The 13549-nt window shown below is 70.4% G+C and carries 15 protein-coding genes; 2 read left to right on the top strand and 13 right to left on the bottom strand.

The genetic code is table 11. The features are described from left to right. From ACIO3P_RS20785 to ACIO3P_RS20735, 11 genes are all read right to left on the bottom strand, one after another. Window positions 1–1158: a hypothetical protein gene (locus ACIO3P_RS20785; RefSeq protein ID WP_401852874.1), complete on the bottom strand. Its 1158-nt coding sequence runs from the start codon at window positions 1156–1158 to the stop codon at window positions 1–3. Further along, on the bottom strand, window positions 1155–2057 hold the full coding sequence (locus ACIO3P_RS20780; protein ID WP_329822256.1) for a phytanoyl-CoA dioxygenase family protein: 903 nt from the start codon (window positions 2055–2057) through the stop codon (window positions 1155–1157). Before ACIO3P_RS20780 ends, ACIO3P_RS20785 begins: the two co-directional genes overlap by 4 nt. A gap of 2 nt (window positions 2058–2059) precedes the next feature. Then, complete coding sequence (locus ACIO3P_RS20775; protein WP_329822257.1) at window positions 2060–2518, bottom strand: lasso peptide biosynthesis B2 protein; 459 nt, start codon at window positions 2516–2518, stop codon at window positions 2060–2062. A 1-nt stretch (window position 2519) separates the two neighbouring features. Beyond that, window positions 2520–2771 (bottom strand): lasso peptide biosynthesis PqqD family chaperone, encoded by a 252-nt coding sequence (locus ACIO3P_RS20770; RefSeq protein ID WP_401788898.1) that lies wholly within the window; start codon window positions 2769–2771, stop codon window positions 2520–2522. Then, window positions 2765–4606, bottom strand: a complete 1842-nt coding sequence (locus tag ACIO3P_RS20765; protein ID WP_401852870.1) for an asparagine synthase-related protein — start codon at window positions 4604–4606, stop codon at window positions 2765–2767. Before ACIO3P_RS20765 ends, ACIO3P_RS20770 begins: the two co-directional genes overlap by 7 nt. A gap of 104 nt (window positions 4607–4710) precedes the next feature. Further along, the gene (locus ACIO3P_RS20760) at window positions 4711–4833 is read right to left on the bottom strand and encodes a lasso RiPP family leader peptide-containing protein (protein WP_106974329.1); all 123 of its coding nucleotides are present in this window, start codon (window positions 4831–4833) and stop codon (window positions 4711–4713) included. A 438-nt stretch (window positions 4834–5271) separates the two neighbouring features. Beyond that, on the bottom strand, window positions 5272–6342 hold the full coding sequence (locus ACIO3P_RS20755; protein ID WP_329822260.1) for a ketoacyl-ACP synthase III: 1071 nt from the start codon (window positions 6340–6342) through the stop codon (window positions 5272–5274). Between the two features lie 50 nt (window positions 6343–6392). Then, window positions 6393–7205 carry an arylamine N-acetyltransferase gene (locus tag ACIO3P_RS20750; RefSeq protein ID WP_401852869.1) on the bottom strand — a complete coding sequence of 271 codons (813 nt, stop codon included), beginning with the start codon at window positions 7203–7205 and terminating at the stop codon, window positions 6393–6395. Between the two features lie 25 nt (window positions 7206–7230). Then, window positions 7231–8043: an arylamine N-acetyltransferase gene (locus ACIO3P_RS20745; protein ID WP_401788892.1), complete on the bottom strand. Its 813-nt coding sequence runs from the start codon at window positions 8041–8043 to the stop codon at window positions 7231–7233. 6 nt (window positions 8044–8049) lie between these two features. After that, window positions 8050–9063 (bottom strand): amidohydrolase family protein, encoded by a 1014-nt coding sequence (locus tag ACIO3P_RS20740; protein ID WP_329822263.1) that lies wholly within the window; start codon window positions 9061–9063, stop codon window positions 8050–8052. Window positions 9064–9133: 70 nt separating this feature from the next. Continuing rightward, window positions 9134–9538, bottom strand: coding sequence for a nuclear transport factor 2 family protein (locus ACIO3P_RS20735; protein ID WP_329822264.1), 405 nt, complete (start codon window positions 9536–9538; stop codon window positions 9134–9136). 218 nt (window positions 9539–9756) lie between these two features. Here ACIO3P_RS20735 and ACIO3P_RS20730 point away from each other — a divergent pair, with 218 nt between their 5' ends. Together ACIO3P_RS20730 and ACIO3P_RS20725 are read left to right on the top strand one after the other, a co-directional pair. Further along, window positions 9757–10437, top strand: coding sequence for an NAD(P)H-dependent oxidoreductase (locus tag ACIO3P_RS20730; RefSeq protein WP_329822265.1), 681 nt, complete (start codon window positions 9757–9759; stop codon window positions 10435–10437). 309 nt (window positions 10438–10746) lie between these two features. After that, window positions 10747–11445, top strand: a complete 699-nt coding sequence (locus ACIO3P_RS20725) for an SDR family oxidoreductase (protein WP_329822266.1) — start codon at window positions 10747–10749, stop codon at window positions 11443–11445. Window positions 11446–11517: 72 nt separating this feature from the next. On the opposite strand, the gene ACIO3P_RS20720 is transcribed toward ACIO3P_RS20725, so the two are convergent. Both ACIO3P_RS20720 and ACIO3P_RS20715 read right to left on the bottom strand, forming a co-directional pair. Beyond that, window positions 11518–12522: a 3-oxoacyl-ACP synthase III family protein gene (locus tag ACIO3P_RS20720; RefSeq protein ID WP_401852865.1), complete on the bottom strand. Its 1005-nt coding sequence runs from the start codon at window positions 12520–12522 to the stop codon at window positions 11518–11520. A gap of 211 nt (window positions 12523–12733) precedes the next feature. Then, the gene (locus ACIO3P_RS20715) at window positions 12734–13447 is read right to left on the bottom strand and encodes a TetR/AcrR family transcriptional regulator C-terminal domain-containing protein (RefSeq protein ID WP_329822268.1); all 714 of its coding nucleotides are present in this window, start codon (window positions 13445–13447) and stop codon (window positions 12734–12736) included. Between the last annotated feature and the right edge of the window lie 102 nt (window positions 13448–13549).

Here is a 13549-nt window from a genome sequence, read left to right as displayed (position 1 = left end):
TCAGCGGCCCGCCGCGGTGCGTGCCACGGCGGGCCGGGTGGGGAAGGCCGAGCGGGCGGCCTCCACGGCGGCTGCCGAGAGATAGAGGGTGAGCGACCGCTCGTACCGTACGAGTTTTGTCCCCACCCAGTGGAACGGGTTCGCAGGCGCCCTCTCCGGATCCTTCTCCGTCCCCTCGCCCGGCGTGGCCCCGGCGCACTGGGCGATCAGGCGCTCGACCCGGTGGAACAGGCCCGGTGCGAGCGCGGTGCGCAGACGGTCGGTGATGTCCGCCCCGCTCGGCGCGTACCGGTTGCTGGGGAGGTACAGCGTGGCGTCGTCGGGGCGGTCGGTGCGGTGCGAGGTCATGCTCCAGCACAGGGTCGGCCGCAGTCCGTCGCCCGCGAGCGCGGCCGATCCGCCGACGGCCATCCGCTCGACGAAGTCCGCCGCCGCGTGGCCCGCCCCGTCCGACAACGCGGCGGCGCGCGCGGCGAGTTCGGCGGCGGAGCGTTCGTGCACCGTGGTGTAGAACTTGATCCGCGCGTCGGAGGAGTCCTGGAGGTCGAGGGCGCATATCGCCGGCATCAGGGCGGCGACGCCCGCCGGGTCGTGGCGCCGTACCCAGTCCCACGCGGTGCTGTGGCCCAGCCGGCCCAGGGCCTCCCCGAGCAGTTCCTGATGGTGTCCGGGGCCGGCCGCGAAGGTGTCGAAGTAGACCTTGACGCCGGATATCCCCTCCGCCCCCGCGGACGCCGCCAGGCACATCCCGATCGTCGCCCGCTCGCTGCGGGGCCGGAAGAGGTCGCCGAGGTCCCGGGCGCGTGCGAGGTGGGCCACGCCCCGCCGTTCGAGTTCCGCGAGGGTCCGCCGGCCCTCCTCCCAGCTCGCCTCCGCGGTCGTGGGCCCCGTCGCGGCCAGCGGCCGGTAGAAGAGCCGGATGTCGACGCGGTCGCCGCTCAGCACCAGCGAGTACTCGAACGGGGCGGGCGCGGCGGGCTGTCCGGGCTCGGCGGGGCCGCGTGTGGAGCGGTGGCCCCAGCCGCCGAAGAGCGCCGACACGCTCTCCTCGGCGGACGCGTCGAAGGCCGGGCCCAGCCCGAGGACATGGCCGAGGTGTCTCAGGCCGCCGACCGCCAGTTCGGCGTAGCCGGGCAGGCCGTGGGCGGCCGGGGTCATGAGGTGGTCACGCGCGCCGGCCGGTACGGCTCGACATCGATCCCCGGGTACATCTCCGCCAGGTGCTTGATGGTCTCCTCGGTCCAGTAGTCGTCGCCAGGGGGCGGGAAACCCAGCAGATGGCGCTGGCGCGGCTCCAGCTCGACCATCAGGTCGCGGAAGGTCCCCCAGTTGGGGTGCGCGGGCCGCAGCGACCACAGGTGCTTGTCCGTCCAGCGGGCCTGCGCCCCATGGATGTTGAAGAACAGGGCGAGGCGGCGGCCCAGGCGCTCGTGGTAGGCGGAGCCCCGGTGGACGATGTCCCCCACGAACAGCAGCAGGGAGCCCTTGGCGGCCACGACGGGACGCTCCCGCTCGTAGAGCTCCGGGTACGACTCCTTGCTGTAGGCCCCCGTCCCCTCCGGGGTGAGCAGCGGAAGGCCGAGGTGCGCGGCGCGGTCCACGACATAGGTCGGAGCGGTGTCCTCCGTGACGTCGGTCAGGTAGAGGATGCCGTACACGCGCTGGTAGACGCCGTCGGCGCGGGGATGCACCAGGCTGCTCGCCGCCCAGGCGTCGTTGTGCAGCTTCTGGTCCAGGCTCTCGCCGTACGCCGTCCCGTACTTGGCCTGGATGAACGCGCTGGTCATCCGGAGATCCGCGGTGCCCAGCAGCTCTTCCACGACATCGGTCACCCGGGGGTCGAGCGGGTGCCGGTTCAGAGCGTTGCTGGTGAGGGGGAACGGGACCGCGTGCTTGAGGGCCGCGACGTCGTCGGCGGCGCAGTCGCCGGACTCGGGGTCGGGGAAGTACGTCCCGATCGCCGCGACGGCCTCGGACAGGGCGTCCCCCGTCAGGAAGTCGGGGACGAGCGCGTATCCCCTGGTCGCCAGTTCCGCCGCGATGCTCTTGGGGTCCATCGTTACTTTCCCCTCCCGTTGGGGTGGTTGGCCCGGCTCGGCCGCCGGCGTGGGCACGAGATGACGATGTTCTTCTGGAAGGTGTCCAGCCGCATCGATTCGCCGACCGGCCGCCCGTCGACCTCGATCCAGGCGTGCGCGGCGAACGGCATGAGGCTGACCCCGGACACCCAGTCCGGCCAACGGCCCCGCAGGCGGGCCAGGACCGCCGCGGCGACCGACCGCTCCAGGCAGTACTGACCGGCGGCCCGGCGGCTGACCGAGACGATGTCGCCGCGCGCCCGCAGGGCTTCGGCGTGGGTGGCGGGCCGGGCGCCGCGGCTCAGCCGCCGCAGCGCCCGCTCCATCCTGTACGGACTCAGGGTGATCAGGACGCGGCCGGCCGCGACGGCCAGCAGCGGGAGCGGACGTCTGTGGAGGGGCAGCGGGGTCCGCGGCTCCAGCGTCATGGGCAGCGACATGTCAGACCAGCACTCCTGTGTCCCGCATGGTGGCGATCAGCTTCTCGACGTCGTCGGGGATCCGGTCCGCCGCCTTCGGATACCGCTCCTGGAGCGTGGACACGACATCCGCCGTGGACTGTCCGGCGGAGAGCATCTCGAAGACCGAGACGGCCAGCGGATTGAGCCGGAAGTACGTGCCGGACCGCTTGTCCAGCAGCACGGCCGCGTCCTCGTCCTTGGTGAGGACCACATGGGGCGAGATTCTCAGCATGGGAAAGCCAGCCGTCCGTTCGTGAGGGGACCGTCCGGCCGGGCGGCCGGCGCGTCGGCCGCCACCGGCCGCGCGGACGTCGCGCTCTCGGCGACGGCCCGCATCCAGGTCTCCGCGGCGACGGTGAGTTCCAGGGCGTTCGTCTCGTACTCCGGGCGCATGGTGTCCCGGATGGTCGACCGGAGCCGGTCGATGTCCACCAGGCCGTGTTCCGCGAGCAGCGAGTCCTCGAAGAGACCGGCGAGGGCCTTGCGGTTGCGCGCCAGTCCGCGGTGTACGGACATGCTGAACTCGCCCTTGGTGGAGCGGGAGAGCGCCGACTTCGACGCGTCCACCCGCATCGCGGCCTTGAGCGCGGGCTTGAAGCCCTGGCCGGGCTGCGCCTGCGCGCGGGAGATCGCCAGCGCGGCTTCGAGGACCTTGTCGTCCATGTACGGGAGGGACAGCAGGATGCCCTGGTGCTGCATGAGGGCGCGCAGCGGGCCGAGCCGCTGGCCGCCGATCCGCTGACCGGCGACGCAGGTGTGCACCGAGCGGGTGGGCGCCTGCGGGGTGCGTCCGGAGTCACCGGCGTGGGCCAGCGCGCGGATCGCCTCGACGCCCGCGGCCGTGGACCAGGGGGTCACCCGCAGCTCGGGCCCCCAGTTGACGGTCGGGCCGATGGTGTCCGGGCGCGGCAGGTGCAGGTTGCGCAACTGCTCCTCGAACCAGCCCACGTACGACTGCTGCCGCGCCAGCGCGCGCAGTACGGCCGGCAGGCTCCAGCGGCGCAGCCGGGCGAGGTCGCGGATGCCCCGGACCGCCCTGAGCGGGGACGTCGCGTACAGGTCGCTGAAGTAGGAGGGCGCCACCGTGAACAGCTCGTCCCCGCCGAAGCCGCCGATGTGCACGGTGGCCCCGGTGGCCGCGAAGATCCGGGACATGGCGATCTTCCGCGCGCGGTTGCGGATGAGTGTGTACGGTGCGCCGAGTCCGTACGGCACCGACCGGACCAGCCCTTCGCCGGGGTGCCAGATGCCGTCGTACGGGCCGGGGATGTCCTCGGGGCGCAGAACGGTCAGGTCCCGGCCCATCTCCTTGGCGGCGATGGCCGCCCAGTGGGCGTCGTCGTGGTTCGGGTCGATGGTCTGCTCGACGAAGGAGTGGAAGCGCGCGCCCTGTTCGGCCATCAGGAAGCAGAGCGACGTCGAGTCCATACCGCCGGACAGGTCCGCCGACAGGCCGTCCGCCGTGGCGATCCTGACGGCCACCGCCTCGTCCAGCGCGGCCCGCAGCCGCGGGGCGCCCTCGCCGATCGGCAGCTCCGACGGCGGCGGTGTCCACCAGGTGGCGCGGTCGATGCCCTCGGCGGTCACGCGCAGGCGCTGGTCGGCGGGGAGCCGCCGTACCCCGGTCCAGTAGGTGCCCTCGGTCAGTCCGTGGTCGAAGCCGGGGTGGACCATGCCCCAGGCGACCATCTCGATCCGCGGGGTGGCGCCGGCCAGCCGGGCCAGGAGCTCCACCGAGTCGGACACCGCGTAGGCGCGGGTGTCCTCCCGCCGGGCGTAGCACACCTGGCGCAGACCGGACGCGCTTCCCTGGACGTACAGGGCGCGGCCGTCCGTGTACAGGATGTGGAAGCTGCCCGGGAGGTCGTGTGCCGCGGCCATGAGGCCGTCGGCGTCGGCGTGCCGGTCGAGAAGACGTGCCAGACGTCCCGCTTCGGCATCCGTCTCGCCGAAGAGCGCGAGACGTCTGGCACCGGCTTCCGCAACGATCAGACGGGAGTGCGAGACGTCGGCGACGACCCACGTCCGGCCTGACGCATAGCTCAGTGTTGCGGTGTCATCGGCCATTCCTGGGAGACCCGGAAATGCGCCTTCGACGTTTTCTGGGAAAGCGACGAACCACGACGCACCCAACGGTCTCCCCCTTCATGACCGAATGACATGTGTGATTATCAGATGATGGCTACGCCTTCACCGTCATTGCTGGCCCAGCCGTACCACATGGTGAGTTCGGAGAACTCGCCGACGGGCAGCATCTCGGGCGCCTCGTATTCAACGATCTCGTTCTCGATCATTTTCCTCACTCCTTAATTCGAAGGACGATATAAACCCTAACCATGGCTCCGCGTGCGAAGCAAGGAATTTTCCGCGGGATAGTCGTTCCGGTGGGGCTGAAATTCGCTGGTTTGAAGGCAGGGGAACCGAAAGCGGAATATATCCTTCGGTTAATGAAAGAAATGTGGTGACCGCCCTCGTGCGGGCGATCACCCTGTGGTTCGGGGCGCGGACGACAGCGTCGCGCGTCCGTGTTCGATTTCGGAGCGGTCGGTGGGCGGACGTCGTTCCGGCGCGCCGGGACGGTGTTCCGGTCGGGTCGGCCGACGCCGGTTGGCGTGAAGCCGACGTTGTGACCGAGAGGCGCACCTGCGGCGCGCCGACCCACACGAGCGCCCCGTCACCGCGCCGGCCCCCACGAGCGCCCCGTCAGCGTGCCGGCCCCCACGAGCGCCCCGTCAGCGTGCCGGGGGCGTCATGTCCTCTCCTGGGACGGCCATTCCGGGGACCTCCGCCGCGACGAGGTCGGCCGGGAGCCGGAAGACCAGCGAGCCGAAGAGGAAGCCGGCCCCGATCGCGCCGAGCACGATGACGTCGCCGCGCCGGGCCCGGCCCTCCCTGGCCAGCCGCCACAGCGCCGTCAGCGGTGAGGCGGCGGCGGTGTTGCCCAGCGTGTCCGCGGTGACGGGGACCCGCTCGGGCTCGGCGCCGGCCATGCGCCCGATGTGCCGTACCAGCTTGGCGTTGGCCTGGTGGACGGCGAAGCCGCTCACCTCGTCCACCGTGACCCCGGCCAGCGAGAGCGCCTCGCTCAGCGACTTCGGCACCCGGGTCATCGCCTCCCGCAGCACCACGTTGCCGTCCATGAAGATGTACGGCGAGCGGGGGGTCTCCGTCGTCGACGTCGGCACCTCCTGGTCGATCCGCCAGGCCGTCGCCATCCGGACGCCGTCCGAGTGGACATGGCCGAGGTCGTAACTGAGCAGGCCGTCCGCGCCGTCCGTCCGGTGGAGCACCACGGCCCCCGCCGCGTCCCCGAAGAAGATCCGGGTGAGGCGGTCCGCCGGGTCGGTGATGCCGGAGCCCCGCTCGGCGCAGACGACCAGCGCGGTCTCCAGGCCCGGTTCCTGGAGGAGGCAGGAGGCCGTGTACATCCCGTACGCGGACGAGGCGCACGCGTGCTGTGTCAGGTCGAGGATCCGCGGGGTCTCGATGCCGAGGCGTTCGGCGAGGCTCACCCCCAGGGACGGCATGATCCAGTCCGGGCTCGTACACGCGACCACCAGGACATCGACGGAGCGGGGCCCGATGCCGGCCGCCTCCATGGCCTTCGCGGCCGATTCGACCGCGAGGTCGAGAACGGTCTCGTGGGATTCGAGGAAACGGCGTTCCCGGATTCCGGTTTTCTCCTCGATCCATTCCGGCGTGGTGTCCAGGGTTTCGCAGAGTTCCGCGTTCGTGACGACTCTCCCGGGCAATGCCAGCGCGACGCTGCGCGGACTGACGGGCGCGAGTTCCCATGTGGGCATGACGAAGTCTCCTCGGTGCCGGATTCAGGGTGTTCGGGGTGGTGCGGCGCCTATTTCTCCTCGAACGCCATGCGTACGGAGCTCCTCAGGTACGGGCTCGGCGTGGGGCGCTTGTCCAGCGTGATGCCGAACCATTTCTCGTACGCGTCCAGCACCGCGGCGTCGTCGGCGAGTTTCTCGGTCGCCGTCTTCTTTCCGCGGGTGACGGTCAGCACGTCGTCCTTGAGCATGACCCAGCCCTCCTCGGTCGGAAGGGAACAGAACATGTTCTGGAGGAGCATCGAGTCCGGGCTGGTCCGGTACCAGTGGATCACCTGGTCGAAGTCGGACAGGGACGTCGGATCGTCGTAGACGCGGTACTGCGGCTTTCCGTCACGGAGGACGTCGGTGGCGCGCTCGTCGACCTTCCGTACGGAGAACACACCGTGCGGATCGCCCTGTGCCTCCGGCGTGTCCAGGGGGATCGGATATCTGGCGCCCTTGCCGAACCCGACGTCGACGAGCCAGTGCCGCCCCCCGACCTCCGCCGTGAGCGTCATGTGGTTGTACGGGTCGCGCAGCCGGCCGCCGATCCAGACGCGCGCGTGCCGGAGGCGCACGGTGAAGCCCAGGGCTTCCAGGAGGAAGAAGAAGGCGCTGTTGAGTTCGCCGCAGGCGCCGCCGCGGCGCTGGTGCACGATCTTCTCGACGATCCGTTCGTCCTTGTAGTAGATCTCCTTGCCGAGGTGGTAGTCGAGGCTTTCGAAGGGCACCGACAGCACATGCCGCTCATGGAGGTGGCGCAGCGCGGCAAGGTCGGGCCGTTCCGGCCGCCCGGCCGAGATACGCCGCAGATAGGCGGCCGTCATCGCTTCGTCCAGCATGCCGTTTCCCCTGTCGGTGTGGGTGTCAGTCGCCGTCGAACGAGAAGCGGGGCGCGTCGTTCGTGTACGGGGTCGGTACGGGACGCCGCTCCAGCCTCATCCCGAACCACCGCTCGTACGCCGCCAGTACCGCCGCGTCGTCGGTGAGCTTCTCGGTCCGCTTCCCGTCCTCGGAGACGACGGTCAGCAGGTCGTCCCGCAGGATGACCCAGCCGTTCTCCAGGGGCATCGAGCAGACGAGGGTCTGCAGGAACGGGGAGTGCGGGCTGGTTCGGTACCACCACATCGTCTGGCGGAAGTCGGGCAGCTCCACCGGCTCCTCGTAGAGGATGTACTGCGGTGTCCCGTTGCGGAGCACCTCGACGGACCGCCGGTCCGGGCGCCGCGTGGTGAACTCGCCGTGCGGGTCCCGCTGGGGCTCGCCGGAGTCCAGCAGCAGGGGGCGGCGGCTGCTCTTGCCGAATCCGATGTCGGCGATCCACCGGGCGCCGTCGACGGCCACCGTCATGACCACATGGTGGTACGGGGCGGTGGTCCCCCCGCCCGGGATGTGGACGCGGCCCTGATGCAGGGTCACATCGAACCCCAGGGACTCCAGCAGGAGGTAGAACGCGGTGTTGATCTCACCGCAGAGGCCGCCCCGGCGCTGGTGGACGATCTTGTCGACGGCCCGTTCGTCCATCCGGATGTCGGCGCCGCGGTGGTAGTCGAGATTGTCGAAGGGCACCGAAAGCACATGCCGTTCGTGCAGGTGGCGCAGTGCGTCGGCGTCGAGGCGCTCCGGGGGGTCGGCCGAGATGCGGTCCAGGTAGGCGGCGACCGTCGTGTGGTCCAGCACGGTGTCTCATCCGTCCTTTCCGTCGAATCGCGGGAGGAACCGCGGGAAGAGGGCCTCGGCATTGGCGTGCTCCAACTGCCGCCGCCCCTCGGGGCTGAACCCGCCGTGGCCGATGACGCGGTGGCCCGTGTCGAGCGTGTAGTGCTCGGGCATGAGCGGGAAGTCCGAGCCGACCAGGATCCGGTCCGCGGCGGCGAAGGAGCGCAGCGCCGCCAGGGCGTGCGGATCACCCGCCATGGCGATGTCGACGTAGAGCCGCCGCAGTGAGCCGACGGGGTCCGCGGGCAGCCGGTCGGCGAGAGGCGCGCTGATCAGCCCGCCGCAGGCGAGCCGGCCTGCGTAGAAGGGGACGCCCCCGCCGCCGTGCGGCAGGATCACCGGCAGGTCCGGGAACCTCTCCAGCGTCCGGTTGTAGAGCAGGTGGGCCGCCACCCGTACCGACTCGAAGGGGAACTCGTACAGCGAGGCGGGCAGGCCGAAGTCCGGCTGACCGGTCGACGGGGGGACCGTCGGGTGCACGAAGAGCGGGGTGCGCCGGCGGTCCGCCGCCGCGAAGAGCGGGTCCATCGAGCGGTCGCCCACGTACAGGCCGGCGTAGTTGCTGATGAGGCCCACACCGTCCAGCCCGAGCGTGTTGATCGCGTACGCGAACTCGTCCAGTACGAGGTCGTGGTGGGGAAAGGGGAGCGTGGCGAAGGCGCCGAAGCGGCCGGGGTGCGCGGCGACCAGCTCGGCCAGGTACTCGTTCACCCGGCGCGCGAACCGTGCGGCGGGCTTCGGCTCCAGGGTCGCCGGCACCCCCGGCCAGACGCTGACCACGGCGGCGCGGATGCCGTGCCGGTCCATCATGGCGAGGCTGCCGCGCGCGCTCCAGGTCGGCCGGTCGACGCCGGGGAGAATGGTCGCGACACCCATCCGGGCCAGCTCGTCGAGGTAGAAGTCCGGCAGGATGTGGTGGTGTACGTCGATGGCGCGCGACCACGGCCTTTCGGTGGGCGCTGTCTGCTCACTGTCCGGCATCGATCGTCCTCAGGTCGGGGCAGGTCAGGTCGGGGTGGGGCGGGGCGGGGCCGGATCGGGTCAGGGCGCGTCAGGCCCGGGTGGTGCCCGGCGGGTTGCTGATCAGACACCTCCAGACGCCGTCGGCGCCCCGGCGGAGGATGTCCGCGGCCGTGCCCTCGACGCGCTGGTGCGTTCCGTCCGGACCGGTGCCCTCGTGCACGTAGTCGCAGATCAGCAGCGCCGTGTCGTCGACCGTGTAGATGTGCCGTACCGACAGCGTGACCGGGAGGCGGTCCGGCAGCGTCGCCTCGGCGGACTTCCACATCTCCTCACCCGTCTGGTACTGGCCCGGGGCGAGAACACGCATGGCGTTCGGTGCGAAAAGCTGCTGGATGGCTTCGAGCCGGCCCGAGTTGAAGGCCAGCTCGAATGCCGTCGAAAGCTGATCGGGTTCGGTGGGAAGGGTGATCTGTTCGTCCGTGGAATTCGACATGAGAACAGAACAGTGCACCGTCACAGGGCACTCAACCCGTCACCGGCCAGTCTGTCAGGTCCGGTCCGTGCCGGAATTCGGGCCGGGGCGAGCTGTCCGCGGACCTGACGAACTGTCCGGCGCGGGCCTGGGCAGCGCACGTACCGGACCGTGAGGATGACGCCTCGTACCCGGGGGATGTCGCATTCCCCGCAATGACGAATGGCGAGGAGTTTTCCATGGTCAAGGTGGCCATCATCTTCCATTCCCGGAGCGGCAACATCTTTCGGCTGGCCACCGCGGCGGCGGCCGCGGTGGAAAAGGCGGGTGCCGAGCCGAAGCTGTACAAGGTTCCCGAACTCCCGGACCCGATGGTGCTGGACAAGGAGGCATACGCCGAACTGGAGACCACCACCGGTGACATCCCGGTGGCCACGCTGGACGATCTGGTGGCGGCGGACGCGATCATGATGGGTACGCCCGTCCACTTCGGTCTGCCGGCCCCCGAGATCCTGAAGTTCGTCGACAGCTCGGGCCCGGTGGCCATCCCGGGGAAGCTGGCGAACAAGGTCGCGACCGTGTTCGCCTCCGGGTCCGCCGCGCACGCCGGGCAGCAGACGGCGATCCTCGCCCTCCACAACGTGCTGTGCCACTGGGGCTGCCTCATCGTCCCCAACGGGTCGAGCGTCGAGATCCTGGCGTCCGAGCACAACGGATCGCCGTACGGCACGTGCAGCATCTCGCGGCACGCGCCGGACAACGTCCACGAGGACAACCTGAGGGCGATCGAGTACCAGGCCCTGCGTCTGGTGGAGGTGGCCACGGCCTACCGGACCGGGCTCCAGCAGCAGGAGTCCGCCATCGACTTCGTCACCTTCGACTTCCTCATGAAGAAGTTCCCCCGCCTGTCGGTGGACTGACGGACCGTGGACCGACGGGCGGTGGACCGGCCGGCGAGCCGCCGGAGCGGCGACTCGGCGCACCCGCGGCACTCCGGTGCCGCGGGTGCGCCGGCATGTCGGCGGGCCTCTCCCACCCCTTGGTCCCCGGAACCCCCGTGGTACTTTGATCCGGTACTAGACCAACGTTCGAGTGCTCGATCGATGTCCGCCTCGCAACCGCCTCGGAGACGTCCCGAAGACGTTCCGGAGGCGATGTACGGGGACCGGCGGGAGGCCGGGAGGACATCCACCCGCAGCCCCACTCATGTCCCCGCACAGGAGGAACACGTGAAACTGGTCATCTTCGGCGCGAACGGCCCGACGGGCCGGTTGACCACGGAACAGGCGCTCGCCGAGGGCCACGAGGTCACCGCCGTCACCCGCCGGCCCGACGCGTTCCCGCTGAGCGGCGCCCGGTTGAGCGTGGTCAAGGCGGACATCCTGAACCCTGACGAGACGCACACCGCGGTGGCCGGCCATGACGCGGTGATCTCCACCGTCGGCGTCCCGTACACGAAGGAGCCGGTGACCGTCTATTCGGAGGGCACCGCCAACATCATCAAGTCGATGAACGCGCACGGCATCCGGCGCCTGGTCTGCGTCAGCTCGATCGGGGCGAACTACGAGGACGCGCCCGGCGAGGCGTTCGTCTTCCGCAAGGTGATCGTGCCGATCCTGCTCAAGATGGGCCGTCCCCTCTACGAGGACACGAGCCGCATGGAGGAGATCGTGAGCGCCAGCGGCCTGGAGTGGACGGTCGTCCGCCCCGCCGGCCTCTTCGATGCCACGACCACCACCGACTACATCGTCAGCAGGACCCGTCACCCCGGCTGGTTCACCTCGCGCAAGGACCTCGCGGACTCGCTGGTGCGGGAGGCGGTCGACAACCTCAACGTCGACTCCCGCGTCGAGGTCATCACCACCAAGGGCGTGCCCAGTTACTTCCAGGTCTTCGCCAAGGAGGCGCTGCACATCGGCAAGAAGTGAGCCGCGCCGAACGGCCCCGAAGGCGGCACCACCCCGGGAACGGGTGGTGCCGCCTTCGTACGGGTCCGGCGGTCAGCCGGCCCGCAGCAGTGTCATCCCCATGGACATGCCGCCGCCGAACGCCGTCAGCAGGGTCAGATCACCGGGGGCCACGGTGCCCGAACGGGCCAGGTGGTCCAGGGTGATGGGGACCGAGGCCGCGCCGGTGTTGCCGTACTGCGCGACGGTGGTGGCCATCCGGGCGGCAGGGATGCCCAGCCGCTGCGCCAGGCTCTCCAGGAGCCGTCCGTTGGCCTGGTGGGGCACGAAGTGCGCGATGTCGTCCTGGGTCACCCCGTTGTCCTTGAGGAACGCCTCGATGCCGGGGGCCACTTGGGTCTCGACGAACTCGGTGACGCCCCGGCCGTTCATCGTGAAGTACTGCGCCCCCTCGCGGAGCGTCTCCTCCGTCGCCGGCAGCCGGCTGCCGCCGCCGGGCACGCCGATCAGCTCACGGGCGGAGGAGAAGCTGGCCAGGCGGGAGGAGAGCATCCGCTGCCGGCCGCCCGGTCCCAGGACGACGGCACCGGCACCGTCCCCGAACAGCACGATCGTGCGGCGGTCCGCGGGCGAGAGGATGCGCGAGTACACGTCGGCGCCGATGACCAGGGCGTGGTCGGACGAGGAGCCGGCGAGCATCCGCTCGGCGATCGACAGGGCGAACGTGAAGCCGCTGCATACCGAGTTGACGTCGAAGGCGGCGGTGCCGTGCCCGGCGCCCAGTGCGTCGGCGACGACACAGGCGGTCGCCGGCTGGGGGGAGTCCGGGGTGGAGGTCGCCACGACGATGAGGCCGAGCTCGGCGGCGCCGACCCCGGCCTGCTCCAGGGCTGCCCGGGCGGCGGCGACGGCGAGGTCCGAGGTCGCCTCCTCCGGCTTCGCCCAGCGCCGCTCACGGATCGCCGTCTTGCGCACGATGGCCATCTCGGACACCCCGGTCAGGGTGCTCAGCTCCTTGTTGCTCATCACGCGACCGGGCACGTAGGACCCCGTCCCGAGTACGCCCGGTGCGTCCTGGGCGGCAGCGCATGTGATCATGGTCTGCTCCAATGTCGTCCTGACTGGTACCGGCCACCCGCCCGCGTCGGCCACGACGGGGAACGGGGCCCGCGCGGGCCGGATACGGCGGATCCGCAGGAGATCAGGACATCCGCTGCCCGGTCCGAGGTCCAGCGGACCGGTGCGGATCTGTCAGATGAGCCGGCGCCGACCGGTCGTGCCCGGGTGTCCGGCGGGCGGGGTGCGGCTGTCAGCCGGTGACGGGGAGCTGGGCTTCCAGGCCGTCGAGGACGAGCTTCACACCCAGGTGGAAGTTGTCCTCCCAGTCCTCGTCGAGCATGTACTCGTACTCCACGAGCGTCGGGTACTCGTCCTGCTGCCGGCGCAACTGCTCCTGTGCCGCCGCGCGTTCGGCCTTCGACCACTGGAGGTTGGACTGGCTCGCCGCCGAGCCGAGAACGTGGTTGTACAGTAGCCAGCAGGCTGCCTGTGTTTGCTGTGCCTTGAATCCGGCGCGCGACAACGTTGCCTGGAGGAACTCCAGCCACGTGAGGAAGTTCGGCCCTATCGACGGCCGTTGACGCAGCGGCAGTGCGGCGGACCACGGGTGCCGCAGAAGCATGGCCCGACATCCGGAGAGGAGGGCCACGACGTTCTCCTGCCAGATTCCGTCGTGCCCGTCGGGGAGCGGGGCCTCGACGAAGATGGCATCGGTGGCCAGGTCGACGACGTCGTCCTTGGTGTCGATGTGCCAGTACAGCGTCGTGGCGCCGATGCCGAGACGCTCTGCCAGGTGGCGCATGGTCAGCCGCTCCATGCCCTCCTCGTCCAGCAGGGCGATCGCCGCCTCGGTGATGCGCTCCCTGGTCAGCGGCGGCTCGTGGCGCGGTGCGGGCGGTCGGCGCAGCCAGACGCTCTGCCCGGAACCCGAGCCCGTACGACCGTTCCCCCGTGGCTTGCTCACGCTGACCCTCACCAACCTTTCCGGCGCATCGTACGCGGCGGAGCTCATCGTAGTACATTGATCGGTGCGCTCGATCAATGTACGAGAGACCGACCGATGTTC

The sequence above is a fragment of the Streptomyces sp. NPDC087310 genome, from assembly GCF_044744405.1.
Classification (GTDB): domain Bacteria; phylum Actinomycetota; class Actinomycetes; order Streptomycetales; family Streptomycetaceae; genus Streptomyces.
This window is presented reverse-complemented; position numbering and strand designations above follow the sequence as displayed.

Excerpts from the sequence above, each read along its gene's own strand:
- ACIO3P_RS20785 (WP_401852874.1), bottom strand. The coding sequence starts at position 1,158 with ATGACCCCGGCCGCCCACGGCCTGCCCGGCTACGCCGAACTGGCGGTC.
- ACIO3P_RS20780 (WP_329822256.1), bottom strand. The coding sequence starts at position 2,057 with ATGGACCCCAAGAGCATCGCGGCGGAACTGGCGACCAGGGGATACGCG.
- ACIO3P_RS20775 (WP_329822257.1), bottom strand. The coding sequence starts at position 2,518 with ATGTCGCTGCCCATGACGCTGGAGCCGCGGACCCCGCTGCCCCTCCAC.
- ACIO3P_RS20770 (WP_401788898.1), bottom strand. The coding sequence starts at position 2,771 with ATGCTGAGAATCTCGCCCCATGTGGTCCTCACCAAGGACGAGGACGCG.
- ACIO3P_RS20765 (WP_401852870.1), bottom strand. The coding sequence starts at position 4,606 with ATGGCCGATGACACCGCAACACTGAGCTATGCGTCAGGCCGGACGTGG.
- ACIO3P_RS20760 (WP_106974329.1), bottom strand. The coding sequence starts at position 4,833 with ATGATCGAGAACGAGATCGTTGAATACGAGGCGCCCGAGATGCTGCCC.
- ACIO3P_RS20755 (WP_329822260.1), bottom strand. The coding sequence starts at position 6,342 with ATGCCCACATGGGAACTCGCGCCCGTCAGTCCGCGCAGCGTCGCGCTG.
- ACIO3P_RS20750 (WP_401852869.1), bottom strand. The coding sequence starts at position 7,205 with ATGCTGGACGAAGCGATGACGGCCGCCTATCTGCGGCGTATCTCGGCC.
- ACIO3P_RS20740 (WP_329822263.1), bottom strand. The coding sequence starts at position 9,063 with ATGCCGGACAGTGAGCAGACAGCGCCCACCGAAAGGCCGTGGTCGCGC.
- ACIO3P_RS20735 (WP_329822264.1), bottom strand. The coding sequence starts at position 9,538 with ATGTCGAATTCCACGGACGAACAGATCACCCTTCCCACCGAACCCGAT.
- ACIO3P_RS20730 (WP_329822265.1), top strand. The coding sequence starts at position 9,757 with ATGGTCAAGGTGGCCATCATCTTCCATTCCCGGAGCGGCAACATCTTT.
- ACIO3P_RS20720 (WP_401852865.1), bottom strand. The coding sequence starts at position 12,522 with ATGATCACATGCGCTGCCGCCCAGGACGCACCGGGCGTACTCGGGACG.